Source organism: Yeosuana aromativorans (genome assembly GCF_014646655.1).
Lineage (GTDB): Bacteria > Bacteroidota > Bacteroidia > Flavobacteriales > Flavobacteriaceae > Yeosuana > Yeosuana aromativorans.
The window spans coordinates 422419-445506 of the sequence record NZ_BMNR01000004.1 but is presented as its reverse complement, the minus strand read 5'-3'; the positions used below and the strand labels follow the sequence as shown (position 1 = coordinate 445506).

Annotated in this window: 14 protein-coding genes; 13 read left to right on the top strand and 1 reads right to left on the bottom strand. The window is 34.6% G+C overall.

Translation table 11 applies throughout. From position 1 onward, the window contains the following. Positions 1 to 7 precede the first annotated feature (7 nt). From IEW94_RS11240 to IEW94_RS11180, 13 genes are all read left to right on the top strand, one after another. Complete coding sequence (locus IEW94_RS11240; RefSeq protein WP_188653010.1) at positions 8 to 1495, top strand: sulfatase family protein; 1488 nt, start codon at positions 8 to 10, stop codon at positions 1493 to 1495. 74 nt (positions 1496 to 1569) lie between these two features. After that, entirely contained in the window at positions 1570 to 5394 is a 3825-nt protein-coding gene (locus tag IEW94_RS11235; protein ID WP_188653008.1) for an ATP-binding protein, read from the top strand. 173 nt (positions 5395 to 5567) lie between these two features. Beyond that, a complete protein-coding gene (locus IEW94_RS11230) occupies positions 5568 to 6863 on the top strand; it encodes a hypothetical protein (RefSeq protein WP_188653006.1) in 1296 nt (431 codons plus the stop codon). Positions 6864 to 6867: 4 nt separating this feature from the next. Continuing rightward, positions 6868 to 8112, top strand: coding sequence for a hypothetical protein (locus IEW94_RS11225; RefSeq protein WP_188653004.1), 1245 nt, complete (start codon positions 6868 to 6870; stop codon positions 8110 to 8112). Then, complete coding sequence (locus IEW94_RS11220; protein WP_188653002.1) at positions 8109 to 10574, top strand: T9SS type A sorting domain-containing protein; 2466 nt, start codon at positions 8109 to 8111, stop codon at positions 10572 to 10574. The genes IEW94_RS11225 and IEW94_RS11220 overlap by 4 nt, the downstream gene beginning before the upstream one ends. A gap of 13 nt (positions 10575 to 10587) precedes the next feature. Then, positions 10588 to 13803: a SusC/RagA family TonB-linked outer membrane protein gene (locus tag IEW94_RS11215; RefSeq protein ID WP_188653000.1), complete on the top strand. Its 3216-nt coding sequence runs from the start codon at positions 10588 to 10590 to the stop codon at positions 13801 to 13803. Between the two features lie 11 nt (positions 13804 to 13814). Next, on the top strand, positions 13815 to 15407 hold the full coding sequence (locus IEW94_RS11210) for a RagB/SusD family nutrient uptake outer membrane protein (RefSeq protein WP_188652998.1): 1593 nt from the start codon (positions 13815 to 13817) through the stop codon (positions 15405 to 15407). 17 nt (positions 15408 to 15424) lie between these two features. Beyond that, positions 15425 to 17254, top strand: a complete 1830-nt coding sequence (locus IEW94_RS11205; protein ID WP_188652996.1) for a sulfatase family protein — start codon at positions 15425 to 15427, stop codon at positions 17252 to 17254. A gap of 31 nt (positions 17255 to 17285) precedes the next feature. Continuing rightward, positions 17286 to 18620, top strand: coding sequence for a sulfatase family protein (locus tag IEW94_RS11200; protein WP_188652994.1), 1335 nt, complete (start codon positions 17286 to 17288; stop codon positions 18618 to 18620). 34 nt (positions 18621 to 18654) lie between these two features. After that, on the top strand, positions 18655 to 19503 hold the full coding sequence (locus tag IEW94_RS11195) for an alpha/beta hydrolase (protein ID WP_188652992.1): 849 nt from the start codon (positions 18655 to 18657) through the stop codon (positions 19501 to 19503). Between the two features lie 194 nt (positions 19504 to 19697). Continuing rightward, entirely contained in the window at positions 19698 to 20021 is a 324-nt protein-coding gene (locus IEW94_RS11190; protein ID WP_188652990.1) for a DUF4890 domain-containing protein, read from the top strand. A 16-nt stretch (positions 20022 to 20037) separates the two neighbouring features. Continuing rightward, complete coding sequence (locus IEW94_RS11185; protein ID WP_188652989.1) at positions 20038 to 21534, top strand: T9SS type A sorting domain-containing protein; 1497 nt, start codon at positions 20038 to 20040, stop codon at positions 21532 to 21534. A 449-nt stretch (positions 21535 to 21983) separates the two neighbouring features. Continuing rightward, positions 21984 to 22835, top strand: coding sequence for a zinc-dependent peptidase (locus tag IEW94_RS11180; protein ID WP_229669507.1), 852 nt, complete (start codon positions 21984 to 21986; stop codon positions 22833 to 22835). Positions 22836 to 22853: 18 nt separating this feature from the next. Here the strand turns inward: IEW94_RS11180 and IEW94_RS11175 are convergent, their stop codons facing one another. Beyond that, entirely contained in the window at positions 22854 to 23063 is a 210-nt protein-coding gene (locus tag IEW94_RS11175; protein WP_188652987.1) for a hypothetical protein, read from the bottom strand. Between the last annotated feature and the right edge of the window lie 25 nt (positions 23064 to 23088).

Genomic DNA, 23088 nt, shown 5'->3' with positions numbered 1-23088 from the left:
AGAAAAAATGATAAAAATAAAGATGTACAAAGGATTATTATTTAGCCTGGTTTTTTTAAGTTTATTAAGTTCTTGTAAAGAAAAAGAAGTTAAAAAAAAGCCTAATTTTTTATTCATTTTAGTTGATGATCAGCCTTATGATGCGCTGGAATCCAGCAAACGATATCCATTTTTAAAGACACCTAACATGCAACGCTTGCAAGATGAAGGGGTTACATTTAAAAATTATTTTGTAACGCAATCTATCTGTTCACCATCTAGAGCTAGTTTTTTAACAGGCGTTTATCCGCACATTCATGGTGTTAATCAAAATAATAAGTATGTAGACCCAGATTGGAATGATTTTGAACCTTATAGCGTTTATTTGCAAAAAGCGGGCTATGAAACAGCTCATATAGGAAAAATCCATATGGCCCATTTTCATGGCAAAAAGCATATCAGACCAGGTTTTGATTATTGGTATAGTTTTATAGGACAAGGAGAGTATTTTGATCCGATGGTGAACGACAACGGTAAAGAATATGTGCAGAAAGGCTATATCACTGATATTTTAACAGAAAAGGCTGTAGATTGGCTGGATCATAGAGATCCCAGCAAACCGTTTATGTTAAATTTATGGCATAAAGGGGTTCATGAACCGCATTCCCCGGCACCTCGCCACGAATGGATGTATAAAAATGATTCTTTGCCAACACCTCCTTATGATACCCATTTGGAAAATTTCAAAGGAAAACCGGAATGGCAACGCATTAAAGCCTGGGATTCAAAATGGAAAGAATATGTTCATTCTGATACCATTGCACCCAAACCTTGGCCAATCAAAGGCTATAAGTTCAAGAAATTATTAGAATGCCTTGGTGCTGTAGACGAATCTGTAGGACGCGTTCTAGCGGAATTGGATAGATTAGGCGAACTGGACAACACAGTAATTATTTTCTCTAGTGATAACGGCTATTTTATGGGAGAACACGGTTATTGGGATAAACGTATAGCTTATGAAAACTCTATGCGAATCCCTATGATTATTCGCTATCCGAAAAAAATTAAGCCAGGAACTTCTACAGATAAACTAGCACTAAATATTGATTTGGCACCCACCATTTTAGACTTAGCTGGAATCAAAGCTCCAGATTATATGCAAGGGGCATCCATGGTGCCATTATTTGACACTCAAAAAGACGATAAGGATTGGCGAAAGGCCTTTATGTTTGAATATTATGTAGATGATGCCTATCCTTATGCGGGGCCTAACATGCTCGCCATAAGAACAGAAAAATATAAATTGGTTGATGATTTTTTAAGTGATGATATTGACGAACTGTATGATTTAGAAAATGATCCAGGTGAAATGCATAATCTAATCAACGATCCCGAATATGATAGTATAGAAAAAGACCTTCGTGAAAAACTAGAGGATCTTAAAATCAAATACAAATACAATCCAGATAGAGACTGGTGGCTTAGGACACAAATACCTGAAAAAAAGCAAAAATAAGATTTTAGATCATACGCAATAAACAAGAGCTAAATCTTTGGTTTTAGAATAAAAGTTTTTTATACATTAGGCTCATGGGTAAGATTTTGAAAATGGTTTGCCTGATTGTTGGTTTTAGCGTCATTTTTTTAGGTGAAGCAAAGGCACAACAGATAAAACAACTAGACAGTAATGACGGTTTAGTCAATGGAGCTATTAGTGCTTTTGCCAAAGACAGTTTAGGTTATATCTGGATTGGTACGGATCAAGGAGTTTGTAAGTACTCAGGAAACACGTTCAAAAGTTACAATCTTGAAAAGTTCAATGGCTTTTTAAGTGAAGGCATCGTTGATATTATTAACCTCAAAGGAGAGCTTTATTTGATTGGAAGCAATGGTACCATCTTTAAATATTTGTACGACTATGATACCCTAAAACCTTTAAAGGCATTATCAGACAAACTCTTTTTCTCAGCAGCGGTCCTTAGTGACAATCAACTATTAATTGGTCTTCAATCTGGATTTTTAATCTATAATATCAATTCAAACAGCTATTCTGATCTGTTGCAGCCTGATGTGTTAAACAATAGAGTGGTTTATGTTTCAAAAGGCAAGGTATATTCTGCAACTTCTCGTGGTGTTTATGTTTTTGATTTCAATCAAAAGGATGAAACACTTATTTTCAAAGAAACATTTCTAAATGGAAAAGATGTCATCACTATTTCTTTTGACCAAAAAAACCGGCTTTGGGCTGGTACTGAAATAGGAGGGTTGTTCGTTATTGAAAACAAAAGCATACAACACATTCCTATAAGTCAAATCTCTGATAAAACCTATGCAATTCGAAAAATCGAATTCGATAAAAACAATAATGCCTTAATAGCTATAGACCGTTTGGGTTTATTTGTTTTAAATGATTCATTTCAAATTGTTAAACGCTACAGTTATAATCCAGACAATAAAAATTCCATTACACAAAATAGTATTTATGGCATTTATGTAGATGATTCTGATGCCTATTGGCTTGGGGCCAGGGAAGGCGGGTTAAATATTATAGAGGAAAAAGATAAAATTTTCACCAATATCAGTCATGTACAGAATGAGGTTAATAGTATCCAAAACAATTATATAAGGGCTATTTTTGAGTCCCCTAATGGTGATATTTGGTTTGGAACCGAAAATGGTGTAAGTCGCTTAACCACTGATGAAAAGTGGTACAATTATAATGATGACCCAAAACTCTTCAATACGGCGGTTTTAGCTGTAAATGCCTTTGATGATGAGATCCTTTTGGGTACTTACGGAGAGGGACTTTTGCAGATTGAACCTCAAACAGGTAAAGTGTCAGAATTCCACCTAAAACCTGAGTTACCTTTGAAGTTAATTTTTAATATATCCAGTTTTGGCCAGGATTTGTGGATTGGCGGTAATGACGGACCGTTGTCGCACTATCACGACAAAAAGATTGTAAGCAATTACAAAATGGGTTTGGTTCGTTCATTAATACAAGGTTTTGATAAAATAATTTATGTTGGGTCTTACAGAGGGTTTTTTGAGATAAACACACGTAATGGTAGCACGCGTACAATTCATGAAAAAACATTTAATACGTTTAATGAGATTTATAGCTTAAACCTAGACCAGCTTAATAATTGCATATGGATAGGCAGTAAAAATGGGTTTTACAAATATAATTTAAGTACTGAAAGCCTTGAATTGCTCAGTAATAAAAACAACAGAGAAATAGGTACGATTTATTCCATTAAAAAGGATAATATGCATAATCTGTTTTTAGCATCGAATACTGGATTATGGAAATTTGCCATTAAAAAACAAATATTCAGAAAATATGGTCAGCAAGACGGTCTGCTGGTAAATGAATTTGGTATAGGGGCTTCGGCCAAGTTCAATGATGGACGTCTGGCTTTTGGAGGGCCAAAAGGGGCTGTAATTTTTAATCCCATTGATTTAATAGAAGATTCGCCTATTTCAGATATTTTTATTACTGATTTTCAGATAAACGGTAAGAGTCCTGATAGTCTGACACTTTCTAAAAACATTAATTATGTAAAATCACTTAAGCTAAATTATGATCAAAATACCATCTCTTTTAATTTTGGAACTATTAAGTTTCACGGGTCAAACCGTAATATTTTTAAATGGAAATTAGAAGGTTATGATGCTGATTATCGCGAAAATTTTGGTAACGAAAAAATCATATATTCTAATTTAAGCTCAGGTACTTACCATTTAAATGTGCAAGGTTATAATGCAGATGGGGTTAAAGGACAGCATGATTATAATCTAACCATTTATGTAAAAAGACCATTTTGGAAATCTAACATCGCTTTAATTCTTTACTTTTTAGGGGCGAGTCTATTCTTTTATTTAATCTTCAGGATTACCAAGGCCAATATTAGAAAAAAGGTTGATGATAACCGGATAAAGTTTTTTATTGATGTGGCCCATGATATTAGGACACCAGTGAGCTTAATTCAAATTTTAGTAAAACAATTATCCAATCAAGAGGACACTAAAAAATCTATTGAGCTTATCCAAAGGAATACGGAAAACCTAAATGAATACGTGACCCAACTATTGGATTTTCAAAAAATAGATAGAAATCAGCTTAAACTGTCAGTGAGTAAAGTGGATCTTCATGAGTGTTTAGAAAAGATCATTGAAGATTTTACACCAATTCTTCAAGAAAAATCGATTGATATAGAACTTAATATTAAAAACATTTACGCATGGTTTGATAAAGCTAAGATGAGTAGAATATTTTACAACTTAATTTCAAACGCCATAAAGTACAGTAATGAAGGAGGAGAAATACTCATAAGTGCCTCACTGGAAAAAGATACCCTTAAAATTAATTTTGAAGATAACGGTATGGGTATTCCAGAAAAGCAACAAGATTTAATTTTTAAGCGGTTTACAAGAGGCACCAATGTGTCCAATAAAGGTATTCCCGGAACAGGAATTGGTTTGATGCTTTCAAAAAAAATCATTGAATTGCACGGTGGTAAAATTCTTTTGGAAAGCAAAGAAAATGTAGGTTCGAAATTCACCATTGTATTGCCTTACGGAACTAAACATTTTAAAAATGAAGATTTGCGGTATGAGAATCAAAAGGATGAAAAATTTAATAATGTTGACAATTTAATACATGAGAACAAACTGATTCTTTTGGTTGAGGATAATGAAGAGCTCAGAAAAGCCATAAAAAACGAATTGGATAAATTCTATACAATTATAGAGGCTGAAGATGGTAAAGAAGGATTGCTTATAGCCCTCTCAAAAAGTCCTGATTTGGTTATAACAGATGTTATGATGCCAAAAATGGATGGCAAGGAATTATGTAACTTGCTTAAAACAAATTTTAAAACCAGTCATATTCCAGTGATTATGCTTACGGCACTTGCCGATATTGATGATCGGTTACGAGGTTTAGAAACGGGAGCAGATGCTTATGTGGAAAAGCCTTTTAATGTAGAAGTATTAAAGCTGACCATAAATAATTTGATTAAGTCTCGTGAAAACATCAAACGTCTTTTAGGAGGTGATACTATTGCAAGAGAAAAAGCTCTATCGCCCGATGAGGTTTTCCTGTCTGAAGTTATTGAAACAATAAAAGATAACATAACAGAACATGATTTTTCTATTGAAAAGCTTTGCGATATTGTTGGATTGAGTCGATCTAACTTATTCCGTAAGTTGAAAGGTTTAATACAAATGGCACCTTCAGATTTAATTATAAAAATAAAATTAAATGAAGCGGAAGACTTGATGAAAACAAAAAGATATACCAGAATTTCAGACATAGCCTATGCTTCAGGTTTTCAAGACCCCAAATATTTTAGTACACTTTTTAAAAAGTACTATGGCAAAACACCAAAAGAATTTATGGCGGAGCAATAGATTTCAATCAAGTTGTTTTTTAAGTTTTAATTGTTGCTATTTACTCTAAATGCAATGTATAAAAGGACTTAAGATATTTTTTGATTACTATTTAAACTTTTTTGATTTGCTGCTCTACTTTTATTTATAAAAATTATATGACTTTGCGTTGTCATTAATTTTTAACTATCCATATGATAAAATTAGTATCGTTTAAAACACTATTGAAAGGAGTTGGTGTTTTGCTATTTCTTATTGTAATAAAAAGTATGGTCTTTTTTAAAGACAGGAATCAAAAAAACGATTGGAGTTCTGAGATTAAATCATATAACTATGCCATTGGCACACAAACTGTAGGTTCAAAATATAAGTTTACTGACAAATCCATGTTAGTGGAAACCGCTTTAGAGATAAAGAAAATGGGGTCAAACTTATTAAAGTTTTCTATGCACCCAAGATATTGTACAGAAAATTATGGATTACCAAAAAATGATAAAATTAAATCCTTGACTCAGCTGGCAAGTTTAGAGCCATCAGTAAAAACCGTATTGGACATGGATTTTAAATTTTATCATATTTGGACTTATGGTTTTTCGCAATATACACCTGAGCTGCCAGGAGAGAAAGATGACACGGCTCAAATTAAATTCATCAACGGATATCCAAAGTCTTACCAGGATGCCCTTTACAAGGAATTGTTTGAATTCACCTCTTACTTACTAAAAACCTACAGTGGCACAGGTAAAGTCTTTTATTTAGGCAATTGGGAAGGCGACTGGCACTTAAGGCCAGATTATGACAGAACAAAACCAGTTAATCCCAAAACACTTGAGGGCATGTTGCAATGGGCTAAAATAAGACAAAAAGCCATTGATGATGCCAAAAAAGAAATTGCCCACAATAATGTTGAGGTGTATAATTACATAGAGGTTAATTTAGTTAATAAAGCATTAAAGGACCCAACGGCAAAGGTAGTTGCAAATACCATTGTTAAAAAGGTTAACCCAGACTATGTTTCGTACTCTTCATATGATGCTACCAATCCTTATAAAACCGAAGAATCCCTTAAGAAAAACCTACAAAAGTCTCTGGATTATCTGGAGGCGCAGTTGTCACCAAAGGAAGGGTTGCCAAAAGGTAAACGAGTCTGGATAGGAGAATATGGGAATCCAAGCATTAATTATAGTGATAAAGTTCAAAACCTCCGATCAATTTGGACCATCAAGGCATCATTGGAATGGGGTACGCCTTTTGTCCTTTATTGGGAAATGTACAATAATGAGATTGAACAAAAGACAGGTGAACAAGTAGGGTATTGGTTAATTGATGATAAAGGTAAAAAACAACCCATTTGGTATACACATAATTCATTCTACAATGAATCAAAAGATTTTCTGGAAAACTATTTTCAAAAAACCGGAGAATTGCCAAGTTTTGATGTTTTTAGAAAAGAAGCAATTCATTTTAAAAGCTTAAACCCCAAAATCTAGCATTATGAGAAGTCTATTGTTTTTTATTACTGTTTTGGCAATTAGTTCATCAATCGCTCAAAATTATGATTATGGGGCAAATATTCCACTAGAGGATTACAATTTTGTTTTGGGTACAAACAGTTTTCCTACTAAGTACCAGTTCAGCAATGACTCAAAATTAATAGAACAGGCCCGACAAACCAGGGCATTGGGATCCAATATTTTTAAGACTTCTATTACAGAAAGAAGTTTAAAAGATTATGGTTTTAAAGCAGATGATGCAAATAACATAATGGATGTTATTGATCTAATACCCGATTACGATAAGGTATTTGAAATGGACTTTAAATATTATTTTTTCTGGCTGCACACTGCCACTGGAATAAAATGGAGAAAAGGAATCAGCAAAAATCAAGAAAAAAGACTTTATAATGAGATGTTCAATTTTGCTTCTTACCTTCTAAAAAAATATGATAATACAGGCAAAACGTTCCTAATAGGTAATTGGGAAGGAGACTGGCTTCTTCATACAAATAAGGATAGAAACATGACCCCCTCAAAAGAGGCGGTGGAAAATATGACCAAGTGGTTCCAAATAAGACAACGCGCCATAGCTGATGCTAAAGATAAATCCAATTCAAAAAATGTCTACGTGTATTACTATATAGAAGTAAACCTAGCGGCAAAGGGAATGGAAGGTGAAACATGTATTACTAAGGATATTTTGCCAAATGTAGATGTTGATCTGGTATCTTATTCAAGCTATGAGTCTAGTAAGAAAAAAGATTATCAAGCTAATAAAGAATCTTTAACAACAGTTTTAAATTATATAGAAGGTCAATTAAAACCAAAAGAAGGGTTGCCATTTAAAAGAAGAGTCTTCATTGGGGAATATGGGGGTCAAGCCTTTGATGACAAACCCGAAACATACCTCAGGCAGTTTGACAACGCAAAAGACATCATGCAAATTTCATTAGAGGAGGATTTGCCCTTTGCCTTGTATTGGCAGATGTACAATAATGAGTACACAAAAGACGGCAAGTCTAAAAACATGTCATTAATTAATGAAAAAGGAGAAAAAAGGCCACTTTACTACCTTCATCAAAACTACTACAAACAAGTCAATGAGTACCTGAAAAAATATAAGCTCCAACATGAAGTATACCCAAGTCATGAAGATTTTAAGATTCAAGCATTAAAAGTTTTGGAAGACGTTTACAATGAAATAAGATTACAAGTTTTAACATCATTAAATTTAAAAAAATGAAACAGGCATTTACAAAAAGGTCAAATATGGTTTCACTGGTCTTGTTTTTGGCTTTTTACAATACATTTGCTCAGCTCTCATTAGTAAGCAATCAAAATATTGATTTTTCAACTGCTGTAAACACTGTATCAAGTGGTAATTGGAGTAACCCAAGTATTTGGAGTAGTGGCGTGGTTCCTGATGCGAATACCGATGTTATAATCAACGACAATCATACTGTTTATATTGATGTTCAAGGAACTGTGTCTGGTGAAATTGTGGATCTTTGCCGTAATTTACAGATAAGACCTACTGCTGTCCTACAAATGGGACATAACACTCCAAGCTTCGCTAAAGATTTAAGAATCAACGGCAGTATTCTATGTAATGGTACGTTTTCATCAGGCCGAAATCAACCAACGGGATCGGGTGACGGTTCAATTTATTTATATAATAGTCGCATTTATTTAAATCTAATAGATGATAACACCTATGTTTCAGGTTCTGGCTATTTTAACCCAAGAGCTTTGAGTATTTCAAGTGCTGCTTTAAACAAAAATCTTATTATTGATTTATATAATACAAATATTGACGAAAATTTTGCTATAAAATCTGATAATCGCGTAAACGTTACAATAACCCATTTTGCTTACATCAGAATCAAAGGTATTTTAGGTCTCACAGGCAGTGATTATCAATATAGTTCACCTACAGCTAAATCTGACTTAACAATACAAGGCATTGTTGTTACCAATGATGTGAGTCTATTTACAAAAAATGCAACACCTGGAGAATCAACATCGCTTACTATAGCAAACCAAGGTAGTCTCTATACCCAAAAAATCAATAAAGGTATTTTAGATAAGAAAACCGAAGCCGGTGGTTTTACTCTAACAATTGATGTAGATGGATTGTTGCGTTTAGGGCAAGGTGTTAATTTTGATAATTTAACGAGTGCCAATCCTAATTTTGTTTTCAATAACAACGGAGAGTTAAGAAAACATTACTCTGAAACTTTACCAACAAAAGCCCAAATTACAGCTTCTATTGATCAGTTTGATCCCAATAAAGGGGTAGATGTGAGCCAGATAAAGGATATTTTTGGTTCTAGCCACATAGGGGGTTGGTATAATTTTACAGACAGACCGTATTTATTGGAAGGTTTGGACTATTACAAAACTTTTGGAGCCACATCAATCAAAACCACCTTAACAACTATAAATGGTAACATGTACAATGCATATCCTTTTAATCACACCTGGCCTACTTTTCAAACACTTAAAGAAGTGGCGCAGCATGAATATATTGATTCATTATTTAAAAGACAGCACATTAAAACCCATACATTTTGGACAACTACCAAAAAGCAAGGAGACTTTAAGAAAGGACCAGACTTTAATCATGCTACTTATTTAAATGAAGAACAACAGTTTTATGATTTAACGAAATACTTGTTAGAAACCTATGGTACAATGGATAAAAAGTTTGTTTATCAAAATTGGGAAGGTGATTGGATGTTGAGAGGAGAAGGTGTGGCATGGGAAAGTGACCCATCACTTATTCCAGATGATGTTGATTGGAGAACCGAAGGAATGGCACGTTTGTTTAGGGCCAGACAGAGAGGAACTGAACGCGCTAGAAATGAGTTTTCTGGTCAAACAGCAAAAGTATTTTATGGTATAGAGTTTAATAAATTATGGTACAATAAAAGTGGAAGTTATATCACCATGATGGATAACGGCACTCCAAGTGTTCTTGAAGATGTCATATCTCATACAAGGGTCGATTTTGCCTCTTGGTCGGCATATGACAGTGCTTGGACAGATAGCAATAATCCGGTAGGGCATGCCATGTGGAAAGGCTTGGAAATAGCCCGTTATTTTACGACTCAAACAGGTGATTTATCTTCAAATTGTCCTGTTCAGATTGGGGAGTTTGGAATCAATGAAAATCCGAAATACAATAGTGCTGTCACAGAATCTGGTATACGAAGCAAATATGGCCGTTATATAGGAGTGGCTCTTGGACTGGGAATCCCTAATTTTTATTTATGGAATTTTTATTGCTCAGGACAGCAAGGAGGGCCAGATGGTTTTACTTGGGAAAAAGGCGTTCAATATGACTCAGCCTTTCTATATGATTGGTTGGACGGGAAATGGCTATTAGAACCTGATGGTACTTGGGGTTATGCAGCTACGTTTTTAATGGAACAATGGCAAAGTACACTCGCAACAAACTATCCAAAGACGCCTACAAATGGCATCAGATTATTTCCGAATCCGACACAAAGCCTAGTGTATCTGGGTAATTTGAACGAAAATGCAGATGTTACTGTGCTTGACATGAATGGCAGAAAAATAGCATCTTTTATTTTCAAGTATGGAACGCCTATTAATATGTCGCATTTAAGTAAGGGAACATATATAGTAAAAATTAAAAGATTAAATAATTCAACAGAAACTAAAAAACTAATTATAAACTAAAAAAAAACAACTAATGAAGACAATTTTCTTATTTGTATTATTATGGCCTTTAACTTTTTTTGGCCAACAACTTACAGTAAAGGGTAGCGTTTTAGATGAAGAGTCCAAACAGCCCTTACCTGGTGTCTCTGTAGTATTACAAGGCACTAACAAAGGAGCGGTTACTGATTTTGATGGTAAGTTTGAAATAGAGGCAAAAAAAGGTGATCAATTAATATTTTCTTATGTGGGAATGAAATCTCAGGTTGTAACTGTAACAAAAGCCTCAATGGAGATATATCTTCAAACAGATATTTCACAGCTTGATGAAGTGGTAGTGAGTGTGGGCTATTTTGACGTCAGTAAAAAAGATCTTTCCGGATCCATTTCTCAGGTAAATTCAGAAGAACTTGAAAAAAGCAGAACCAATTCTATTGAACAAATGTTGCAAGGACAAGTTGCTGGTGTAGTTGTTAGCGAAAGTTCTGAACCCGGTGGCGGTGTTGCTGTTTCTGTTCGAGGCACAAATTCAATGTTGGGCGGAACCCAACCATTATACGTAATTGATGGTATTCCAATAGATCCCTTAACTGATGCGGCAGGCAATGGCGGAGCAGGCCAATCACAAAGCTCACTGAGTTTTTTGAACCCTAATGATATTGAAAAAATGGAAGTGCTTAAGGATGCTGCCGCAACGGCTGTTTATGGTGCTAGAGGAGCAAACGGTGTTATATTGATTACCACTAAAAGTGGAGGTAAAGATGGCGGTACTGATAGTTTGACCTTGACCGTTGATAGTTACGTTACAGATGTTGTGAAAAATCTTGATGTGATGGATGGTCCGCTATTTGAAAATTATATGAACCAAAGAGCTATCAATCAGTTATATTTAAGCATCACAAATCCAGCACGATTAGGTGGGCCATTTGATGGTACACAGCAGATAACAGAGGCAAATTATCCAGAATTGGCCACATTCAATTTACCTTATCCAACAACCACAGGTGTGAACAATAATTGGCAAGATTTGACTTATAGGCTGGCCTTTTCCAATGCTTACAATCTTTCATATCGTGGTGGCGATAAAGACAAAAATTTATTAATCAGCTTAGGATTACAAGATGTTGAAGGTGTTATTATTAATACTGGAAATAAAAGAGTCACATTTAATACCAAAAGCATGAAAAAAGCCTTTAATAAAAAAGTAGATTTGTATTCTAATACCAATCTTGCTTATAACAAAGGCAATGCATCATCAATTGGTAATGGTGAGGTGTTTTTACAAAAAAGTGTCACATCCCAAGCTCTTCAATTTCAACCTATTTTCAGTTTATTGTCTTTGGGTGAAGATGATGAAATTTATGCCGATTTAAATGAAGGAAATGTGCTTTCCAATCCATATACTTTGGCCAAGTATGTTCAAGACAGAAAGGAATCATTTAATTTCATTCAAAACATGTCTTTAACAGCCAAATTGACCCCAAAACTTACGGGTCTTGTTAAAGGTGCGTTTAATTATCAAAAAAGTAGTAGAGATAGTTATTATCCAACAAATACAACCAGAGGCAGACGAAATAATGGGGAAGCCTCACAGGCTTTTATTGAGAACAAGAAGATTTATGCTGAAACCAGTTTACGTTACCGAAATAATTTTAATGGACACCATATTGATGCTATACTTGTAGGGACCTATGAAAAAAACAACATCCGCAGCATGTTTAATAAAGCCTATGGTTTTGGCAATGATGCAACATCGTTTTACACATTTGAGTCGGCTACAGATATTTTAGTGCCTATTTCACAATTCAGGGAATTTGGTTTGCTTTCAGGTCTTTTTAGAGTTGGTTATAATTATAAAGGGAAATATTATGTTGATGTAAATACCCGAATAGATGCATCTTCTAAGTTTGCTCAAAATAATAAAAGTGCCATTTTTCCATCTGTTGCACTAGCTTGGGCCATTTCCAAAGAGAAATTTTTAAAGAAATCTGAAACCGTTTCAAATCTTAAGTTAAGATTGTCTTATGGTAAAACAGGTAGTAATCCAATTGCTCCGTACCAATCACTCGCACTTTTAACTCCAATTCGATATAATTTTAATAATCAATTAGTAACAGGTTATTATGAATCCAATTTAGCTAATGACGATTTAACCTGGGAAACCACTGATCAATTTAACGCTGGTTTAGATATTGGATTGCTGCAATCTAAAATCAACATTACTTTTGATGCGTATCGTAAATTAACCTATGATTTGTTGCAAAATGTGCTACTGCCCGCATCAAATGGTTTTGCGTCAAGAGTGGACAATTTTGGAAAAGTTGAAAATAAAGGTATTGAAATTGGTATAAATGCAGCCATTTTTGATACCAAGAAGTTCGGCTGGGATGTATCCGGTAATTTCTCATTAAACAGGAATAAATTAGTAAAATTAAATTCTAACCTAGAATACCAACTGGGGCCTTCTGTAGGTTTTTCACAAACCAATCCTATTATGTTTATGGAAGGAAAACCTCTTGGAATATTTTGGGGAGCACAAACAAATGGTATTTACCAAGATTGGGATGAAGCAGTAAACAGTGGTATTGAAAGTGCTGCTCCTGGTGAAATTAAATATATTAATAACCATATTGATTTAGATTCCAATGGGCAACCTCTAGCGACCCAACAAATTAACTTTGAAGATTATGTACAGATAGGTGACCCAAACCCAGATTATAATGTGTCCATTACCAATAATTTCAGAATGGGCAATTGGGATTTAAGTATACTTTTTACAGGCCAAAAAGGAGGGGATATTTTTTGGGTTGATTCTTGGCAACTAACGGGCAACCAAAAAAGCACCAACGGTTTGGCATCGGCTTTTAATGATTCATGGAAGGCGCCTCTTAATGTTAATTATAGCACAGGAGAGGTCTTATACGATCCGTCTGCAGGGAACACGGTAAATGTTGGAAATCCAGCAGCACTGACAGATCCAGGTCAAAGAGCCATTGCTTCAGATAGACAAGTGTTTGATGGATCTTACATTAGATTGAAGAACCTAAATATTGGTTATACAGTTAATTTTAAAAACAGTAGAAGTTTACGGTTATATGGTTCGGCTCAAAATCTAGTGACTTGGACTAAGTACCCAGGTTATGATCCAGAAGTTCAAACTTTCAACAAGGATCCTCAAAGAAGAGGTGTTGATTTTGGAGGATATCCTGGCACAAGAACTTACTCAATAGGATTAAAATTTAATTATTAAAAATATACATCATGAAAACAAACCTTATAAAAAATATAAAATGGATGCGTTGGATTGCAATTTGCTTTATAACAGCTTTTGTAAGTTGTGATAGCCTACTTGTTGAAAAACCGCTTAATCAAATTGGTACCGAGTTTTTCTACCAAAATGAGGGCGATGCTTTAGCGGCACTTACTGCTGTTTATGCTGATTTAAAAAATGGTAATGGATATTACAGACAACAATTTTTATCCAATCTTTTTGCTGCTTCAGACCAAGGAATTCCAAATGCTGGTAAACATGCTGATTTTAGGACGGGAAATATAACCTCAACAAATCAAAATTTACCAAATATGTGGATAGAAATTTATGTTGGTATTAAAGATGCCAATAATGTTATTGCTAGAGTACCAGGGATTACAAATATGGATGAGCAATTGAAATCACGTATTTTAGGAGAGGCACGTTTTTTAAGGGCACTAAATTACTTTAACCTTGTAAGATGTTTTGGAGAGGTGCCTCTTAGAACTGAACCAGTTAAACCTGGAGAAGGAGGCTTGCCAATATCACCAATTGAAGATATTTATAATGTTATAATAAATGATCTTCAATTTGCTTCAGAAAATTGTTGGGGATTCAACGAAACGAGAAATGGTTACACCAATGATATTGGAAGAGTAACCAAAGCTTCAGCTCATGCCATGTTAGCGAAGGTGTATTTGCAAATAGCGTCATCTAAAAGAACTGCCTCAGAAGGTAATCTTGGCAATGATAGATATAACGGTATAACAGGTACGCCAGAATCCTATTACCAATTATGCAAAAATGAATGTGATTTAGCATTAAACGAAAACGGCTACCAACTGGTTTCCAATCTTGAGGATTGGAAAAAGATTTTTGACGCTAACAATGGCAATAATCCAGAAATGTTATTTGAAGTTCAAGGCTCATCCATAGTTGAACAAGGAACTGCATTATCCAATTTATTTAGCCCTAAAGATGCTGGTTTAAGTGGAGGAGGTTTTGGAGGTACAAATGCTTTTCAGTCTTCTTTTGTAATGAAGAATACAGATAGATATGATATTAGATTCCAGAACTCCATAATACATGAATTTCAAGATCAAACAATTACTTATGTATTAAATCCGAACAGTAACGGCTATCTTAGAACGGTGACCGCCACAGGAGAATCAAGAAGTGTTTTGTTTAGGGTTTTTACATCTAAATACATAGATAGAGATGCTACTACAGAATATACAAGTCAGCAAAATTGGCACATCATCCGGCTTGCAGATGTTTATCTTATGCGTGCCGAGGCGCTTGCTGAAATAGATCAGGACCCTAGTTCTGCAAATGCAGACTTGTCAATTCTACGCACACGAGTTGGTATGCCTGATTTTGACGGAACAAGCATGTCAATGTCAGATTTTAGAAAAGCTTTGCTTGCTGAAAGATCAGCTGAACTTTCCATGGAAGGGCATCGTTTTTTCGATTTGACCAGACTAGGTGTATATGATGAATATTGTAAATCAACCTATGGTAATGCAGTTGGAGCAAGACAACCAGAAGATTATACTTGGCCAATTCCTATTATTGAAACTTCAGCTAACGAAAATATTGATTAATAAATAATTAGGATGCTTTGAAATATAACCTTGAATTGCTTTTACTATCTATTGGGCTTCTTTTTGTAAAAACATTAATAGCACAGTCAGAAAAACTCAATGTTGTTTTTATCATATCCGATCAGCATAAATTGGAAGCTGTTGGAGCTTATGGAAGCGATTTAGCCATTACACCCAACATTGATGCTCTGGCTAAAACAGGAGTGCGCTTTACAAATTGCTATACACCAGCACCTGTATGTGCCCCGGCAAGAGCAGCTTTGATTACCGGAATGTATCCTTATACCAATGGTGCAATTTACCATAAAGCTCCGGTAACTATGCCTGATGACCGTATAAAAAACATAGGTAGTGGCTATTTAAGGGAAACAGGATATCATGAGGGTATCATAACGTTAGCTGAAATTTTTAAACAACAAGGTTACAGCACGGCATCTCCTGGTAAAATGCATGTTCATGGCGAACTTCAAAAAAATGTTGATGAAGATCATAAGGACGGTAATGCTATGGGGTTTGATGAAACCAGTGTACGATACTACACCTATTTTCCGGGCGGACATTATGAAGATGAAGTTGGTGAAGATACCTACATGCGTTACAGGCAGTTCAAAAAATACAACGATGTTTACAAACGAGGATCTTCAGATTTGAATGAACTTTACAGACCTACTTTGGTGAAAAATGATGAAGATAATTTTGATATGGTAGTGGCAAGAAAATCAATTGAATTTATTGATAAACGGGCTCAGGATGGAAATAATTTCTTTCTGTATGTTGGATTTGAAAAGCCACATCCACCATTCACAACCACTCAAAAATATTTGGACATGTACAATCCAGAGGATTTTACATTGCCTAAAACTTATGACGACTGGTATGTCAAAGGAAAATACCCCTGGGTTCCAAATTGGGTTCATTCTGGTTTGCCTAAAGACCCAGAAAAAGCCAAGCATGTTATGGCTGCTTACCATGCCTGTGTTACTGAAATGGATGATATGGTGGGACGTGTTGTACAACATTTAAAGGACAAGGGACTTTATGATAACACGATTATTATTTATACAACAGATCATGGGGAACATTTGTTTGAGCATGGTTTGCGAGGCAAGCATTGTATGTACGAGGATGCTGTAAATGTGCCATTCATTATTTCATGTCCCAAACTGTTTAAGCAAAATAGCATTAATAATTCTTTGGTGAGTTTTATAGATATCATGCCCACTTTAGCAGAATTAATAAATGGAAAAATACCAGAAACTGCACAAGGAATATCTTTGGTAGATGTTTTGAAAAACGGAACCGAATTAAAGGATCGGGTTGTATATTCTGAATTTAGAGGGACAGACTATAATCTCCTTCCCAAAGTCAAAAATGTGCCATCAAGAATGATGCGAAAAGGTGATTATAAATTTATTTATACGCATGGCATCATTGACCAATTATATAATCTAAAAGAAGATCCGGACGAGTTGAACAATTTAATTTTTGATAAAAAGTATCAACAGGTTTACCAAGATATGTATTTTCAAACCTTGGTTGGATGGAAATTTCAAAAATATAAGCCATTGGAAACTATATTAAAAGGCAATAGCTTAAGTTGGAGGCCTTCAGAAAATTTTTATGATTACAAAATTTATTATGCCGAATCAGGACGTCCTCAAGATGCTAAATTAATAGCTAAAAACTTGACCAATAATCATTTTAAAATATCTAAAAAAGGATCTTATTGGCTAATAGCAAAACCTAAACTTGTGAAAACATCTAAGTTTTACGGTGAAGATATTCCTGTTGCGGTAGAGAATTATTTCTATAAACTACCAATATCAGACGCTTTAAATTTTAATTGAATAATAGCTTTATTTTAAAAACCGAGTTTAAATGAAAAAACTAATCGCTTCCAGTAGATTAAGAATTATTATTACACTCGGTTTTTCTTTGTTTTTTATAATCATACGGGCTCAAGATAAACCAAATATTATTTTTATTCTTGCTGATGATCTGGGTTATGGAGATTTGGGATGTTATGGGGCAGAGAATATTAAAACACCCAACATCGATAACTTAGCAAACCATGGTATTAAATTTACTAGGGCTTATGCCAATAGTACGGTTTGCTCTCCCAGTCGTGCAGCTATACTTACCGGTAATTATCCAGATATGGTTGGGGTGCCCGGTGTAATTCGGGATATGCCCGATAATACCTGGGGAAACCTTAAAGACAGTCTAGTTACTTTACCTGAATCACTAAAGAAACTGCACTATAACACGGCCATAATTGGGAAGTGGCATTTAGGTTATAAATCTCCGGACATCCCCAATGATAGAGGTTTTGATTATTTCAAAGGATTTTTAGGAGATATGATGGATGACTATTATACACATAGAAGAGCCGGTGTTAATTGGATGCGCGAAAATGATCAGGAAATAGATCCGCAAGGGCATGCCACAGATCTTTTTACCGATTGGACACTAGAGTATCTTGAAAAACAAAAAGAAGCACATAAACCATTCTTTCTTTATTTGGCTTACACGGCTCCACACAATCCCGTGCAGCCGCCTGAATCATGGTTGAAAAAAGTTATGGAAAGAGAACCCCAGGTATCACTGAAGCGGCAAAAAATTATTGCCCTGATTGAACACCTTGATTATAATGTGGGACGTATTATAGAGGAGCTCAAATTATCCGGATTAGATAAAAACACGATCATTGTTTTCACCTCTGATAATGGCGGAGCACTTCATTATGGCGCAAGCAATCAACCTTATTCGGGAGGAAAAGGAGATATGTTTGAGGGGGGTATCCGTGTTCCCTGTGTCGTAAAACTTCCAGATCAAACAGGTAACAAGATCAGTGATGCACCGTTATTTTTAATGGATTTCTATCCAACGCTTATACACATGGCTGGAGGCGAAATGGACGATCAATTACCCTCCATAATAATAAATGATCTTGCAGTATCTAAAGATAATCCATCAAGAACAATGATCTGGATGCGTAGGGAAGGATTTATTTTTGGAGGAAGAGCTTATTACGCCATTTCAAACGGGCACTATAAATTAGTTCAGAATAGACCATTTACGGTCTATGAACTTTTTGACATTCAGAAAGATCCGCAAGAAAAAAATCCACTGGATAAGCCTAAACTTAAAAAAGAGTTAACGAAACAGTTGATGAAACATATTCAGCTTTCAGGGAAGATTCCATGGCAATAATGCTTCTATCGAAAATATAAAAAAAAAAATTACCATGAATGGAAACTATTCTTTAAAACTACTTATAATTTCATCATTAACCGCATGGAATTTGTTTTCTCAAAATGAGAGCATCGTTTATAAACAGGTAGATACAACAACTTTGGTTATGGAAGTTATCAAACCTGAAAATATGATAGCAGGAAAAAAATATCCCGCAATGGTTTTCTTTTTTGGAGGTGGTTGGAACGAGGGAAAAATAAGCCAATTTGAACCGCAGGCTGCCTATTTTTCAAAAAGAGGCATAGTCTGTTTTCTTGCCGATTATCGGGTGAAAAACAGACAACATACCACACCATTTGAATCGCTTAAAGATGCTAAATCGGCCATTCGATTTATTAGGGAACGCGCTGATGACTATCAAATTGATCCATCTAAAATTATTGCTTCTGGCGGGTCTGCTGGAGGACAACTCGCGGCAGCAACGGCCATGATATCTGGTTTTAATGAAGGTTCAGATAATTTATCTGTGAGTTGTAAACCCAATGCCCTCGTGCTGTTTAATCCCGTAATTGATAATGGCCCGGGAGGTGTGGGATATTCAAGGATTGATATGGCTTACAAAGAATTTTCACCACTTCACAACATCCAAAAGGGAGCACCGCCAACGGTGATTTTTCAAGGAACGGATGACTACCTTATTCCTGTTGAGACTATTAAATATTTCCAAAAGGTCATGCAGACTGTTGGTAGTCGTTGTGACGTGTTTTTCTACGAAGGAAGGAAACATGGTTTCTTTAACTATAATAAGTTTGAGAATTATAAAGACACGGTTTCTAAAGCTGATATATTTTTGCAATCGCTTGGATTTTTAAAAAAGGAGCCAATAATTGAAATTGAATAAGGGTCTGCTTGCAAAAATAAGTATGTACCAATTATGTAATCAAGAACGGTCAAAGCAAAACAAATTTTTGAATTTATCCTATTAAAATAGCCAAAATCATAGGGTGGTTAGTATTTAAACCTTTTCGGATAGCTTGAAAACTTTCATCGGTTATGAACCATTTACATTTATACAAACAAAAAACTTTAATTACCATGAAACATGTATTTGCAATAATTCTACTATTTCTATCGCTTAGTGTAAGCGCTCAACAAAAACTTGAAAAAAAAGCACAAAAGTTTACTGATGAAATGACCAAGGTATTATCCTTGAACAAAGAAGAGTCTAAATCAATTTACGAAATTCAGTTGGACCGCTTTAAAGAAAATCAAGCTATAAATAAAGAATTTGGTGATGATCCAGAAATGAAAAAGGAAAAGCTTAAAGAGTTGGGAAACAAGGTTTACAACGAAGTTAAAAAGGTTTTAGGAGTAGAACGTCAAAAACAATGGAAAGCGTATAAGTCGAAAAATAAATAACTTAAAAACTAAAATTATGAGACAAACAATTACTTTTTTATTCTTTACTGTTTTTACCCTTGTGCTTTCAGCACAAACTGCAACCATTCAAGGTGGCAGTTCTTATGGTACAATTCAAGAGGCAGTAGATGCCTCCACTGATGGAGATGTGATATTAATTACAGGTGTTCATACAGAATCTATTTCTGTTTCTAAAAGCATAACTTTAAGAGGGACTGACCCAACAATTGATATTATTCAGGCAGCAGCCTCTGCCTTATCAGACGGTTCAGGCACTAGAGTTGTTTCATTATCCAGACCAACTACTGAGGTTTTAAACATAACCATTGAAAATTTAGGAATTAGATATGGTAATGCTCCTGGTACTGATAATGGTGGTGGTATCGATGCTGATAAAATAACGGGTCTTTTAACCCTGAAAAATTTGATTATTAAGGACAATCATACAGGTAAAAACGGTGGAGGTTTGAGTCTTGCAGGAACTAATGCCAATATAATAGAATGCACCATTCAGAATAACAGTTCAACATTAGATGGTGGAGGTATTATTCTAGCTCCTAATAATGGAGCAGGTGTTGATAGTGCCGTAAACATTAAACAGTCCTTGATAGATAGTAATTCCGGCAGAAATGGCGGTGGTTTGTACGTTAATGGGAATAACGGTTTTGGAAATGATTTTACCATAGCTGTTGATATTGAAAATAGTACTGTTTCAAATAACACTGCCTTCAGTGCTTCAGGTGGTAATGGAGGTGGTGCTATTTTTTGTACATCCTTCCCTTTAACAAGCAATACATCTACAGGTAATACTACTTTAAATTTGGTCCAGGCGACATTTTATAATAATTATCATGCAGCATTAGCTAAAGCTGGATTACAATTTGCTGGTACTGCATTAACAAATTTCAGTGCCTATAATTCCATAGTTGTTAGTGCTGATGATGTAAATACAAAAGCATTAAATTTTGCAAATACTAATACAACCAATGTTGTAAACTGTATACTCGGAGGCTTAAACGCTGCACCTGCTCTTTTAGACGATGTAGCTAAGAACAATCTAAAAGGTAAAACAGCCACTTTTGCCGGTTTGACAGGTGTTTTAACTAGTGAAGGGGGAAGTACTCAAGTTTTAGCTATAGCAGAAAGTAGTGCCGCAGATGATTTTTGCTCTGCTGCTACCGGAATAACAATTCCAACTGTAGATCAAAGAGGTTATGCTAGAGAAGGCTTTAATGATGCTGGAGCTTTTGAGTTTGGGGGCACTTTAGGATTAAGTGATGAAATGTACAAAAACAATTTTGTTAGAATCTTCCCAAATCCTGCTCAAGATTTTGTAAAAATTAGTGGAGTAAATTCTGTAAATTCAGTTAGAGTTTACTCCATACTTGGAACTTTGGAGAAAGTGATCGATAATCAAATTGAATTTAATGTTGCTGATCTTTCAAGTGGAATACATATGATGGTCATTGAAACTAACGGTCTAAAAACTGTTAAACGTATTATTAAAAAATAAGTCTTAAAATCTTTTTCATTATCTAAAGGCCAAATGCATTGTTGCATTTGGCTTTTTTTGAACACTTACAATAACTTGCTTTATCAGAGAATGAACTTAGTGTTTTCTGTAGGTTAATGAAGTTAAACCAATGAATCATTTTTTTAATCTTGCTATCGGGGCATAAATAAAAATAGTAATTAAATAAAATCAATAATTGAGTCATTATTTGTTTTCGATTTCTACCTTTTGTCTAAAATTTCTATTTAAATTTTTGAAAAGTTCTAATATTTGGTTTGAAGTAAGGTCTATGTGGTTCACATAGCAAAATCCTAACATATTAATTTATTAATATGTTAGGATTTTTCATTTTCATCTTGTGCCCGATTAGTGGCAATCATTTATCTTTAAGATATATTTTCCGTTAGGATATATTAAAATTTATTTCCATCAATAACGTTTAAAGGGTTATGCTATTTATCAATGCTATAGAAATGTATACCATTGGCAGCAAAATTATCTTAGGGATATTCTTTGCGCTGCTGTTGTATATACTTTTACAATTTGCTATGAAAATGATAGAAATGGGATATGTGTTGAGAAGGAAAAAGCCCTTTTTTGTTCATTTTTATCCTTTTTTAAGAACCTTAAGCCAAAATCAAATATTCATCTTAAAAAACCAGTTTCTTTTTTATGGCAAGTTGGATAGCAAACATAAAAAGTATTTTGAACACCGAGTTGCATCCTTCATAAAGGATAAAGATTTTATTGGTAGAGACGGGATGAAAATAACAGATGAGGTTAAGGTTTTAATAGCATCAACCGCCGTCATGCTCACGTTTGGTTTTAGGGATTTCTATATAGGCCTGATAAATAAAATTGTAGTATACCCTGACAAGTTTTTTTCAAAAATAAACAATGAATACCATAAAGGAGAGTTTAACCCCAAATTAAAAGCACTTGTGATTTCTTGGAAGGATTTTAAATTAGGTTACAAAACAACCAAAGATAACATCAACTTGGGGATTCATGAGTTTGTTCACGCCATTCACCTGAATAGTTTGAATGAGCGCGATATAAGCTCTACTATTTTTAGTGATTCGTTTACTGAATTGACTGAAATGCTTTCAAAAGATGAATCACTGCGAGAAGAATTGATTCAATCTAAATACATTAGAAAGTATGCTTTTACCAATCAATTTGAGTTTTTGGCAGTGGTTGTAGAAAGCTTTATTGAATCACCGAAAGAGTTTAAACAGCATTTCCCTAATATATATTTTAAGATACGGCAAATGCTGAATTTTGATTTTGCTGGGTATTAGGAACGCAAAAATGAAGGATTATACTTTTTCCAGACTTTCAACCAACTTCCCATTTTTATATTTTCCCAAGATAATAACTTCTTTACTTCTTTCATATTCCTTAGCAGCACGGTACATTTGATCACTGTTATCTCTTCTGATTTTTACGCCAGAATTTGAATTTCTATTTCTAATTTCAATATAATATCCATCTCTCAGTTCTGCTGGTTTAGTTGCAGGTCTTCCCATAATTAAAAATTTTTAAAAGATTAAA

Bases quoted from the DNA above. Each gene is read 5' to 3' on its own strand.
- IEW94_RS11230 (WP_188653006.1), top strand. From the start codon at position 5,568: ATGATAAAATTAGTATCGTTTAAAACACTATTGAAAGGAGTTGGTGTT.
- IEW94_RS11210 (WP_188652998.1), top strand. From the start codon at position 13,815: ATGAAAACAAACCTTATAAAAAATATAAAATGGATGCGTTGGATTGCA.
- IEW94_RS11235 (WP_188653008.1), top strand. From the start codon at position 1,570: ATGGGTAAGATTTTGAAAATGGTTTGCCTGATTGTTGGTTTTAGCGTC.
- IEW94_RS11225 (WP_188653004.1), top strand. From the start codon at position 6,868: ATGAGAAGTCTATTGTTTTTTATTACTGTTTTGGCAATTAGTTCATCA.
- IEW94_RS11215 (WP_188653000.1), top strand. From the start codon at position 10,588: ATGAAGACAATTTTCTTATTTGTATTATTATGGCCTTTAACTTTTTTT.
- IEW94_RS11240 (WP_188653010.1), top strand. From the start codon at position 8: ATGATAAAAATAAAGATGTACAAAGGATTATTATTTAGCCTGGTTTTT.
- IEW94_RS11190 (WP_188652990.1), top strand. From the start codon at position 19,698: ATGAAACATGTATTTGCAATAATTCTACTATTTCTATCGCTTAGTGTA.
- IEW94_RS11220 (WP_188653002.1), top strand. From the start codon at position 8,109: ATGAAACAGGCATTTACAAAAAGGTCAAATATGGTTTCACTGGTCTTG.
- IEW94_RS11195 (WP_188652992.1), top strand. From the start codon at position 18,655: ATGAATGGAAACTATTCTTTAAAACTACTTATAATTTCATCATTAACC.
- IEW94_RS11175 (WP_188652987.1), bottom strand. From the start codon at position 23,063: ATGGGAAGACCTGCAACTAAACCAGCAGAACTGAGAGATGGATATTAT.
- IEW94_RS11200 (WP_188652994.1), top strand. From the start codon at position 17,286: ATGAAAAAACTAATCGCTTCCAGTAGATTAAGAATTATTATTACACTC.
- IEW94_RS11180 (WP_229669507.1), top strand. From the start codon at position 21,984: ATGCTATTTATCAATGCTATAGAAATGTATACCATTGGCAGCAAAATT.
- IEW94_RS11185 (WP_188652989.1), top strand. From the start codon at position 20,038: ATGAGACAAACAATTACTTTTTTATTCTTTACTGTTTTTACCCTTGTG.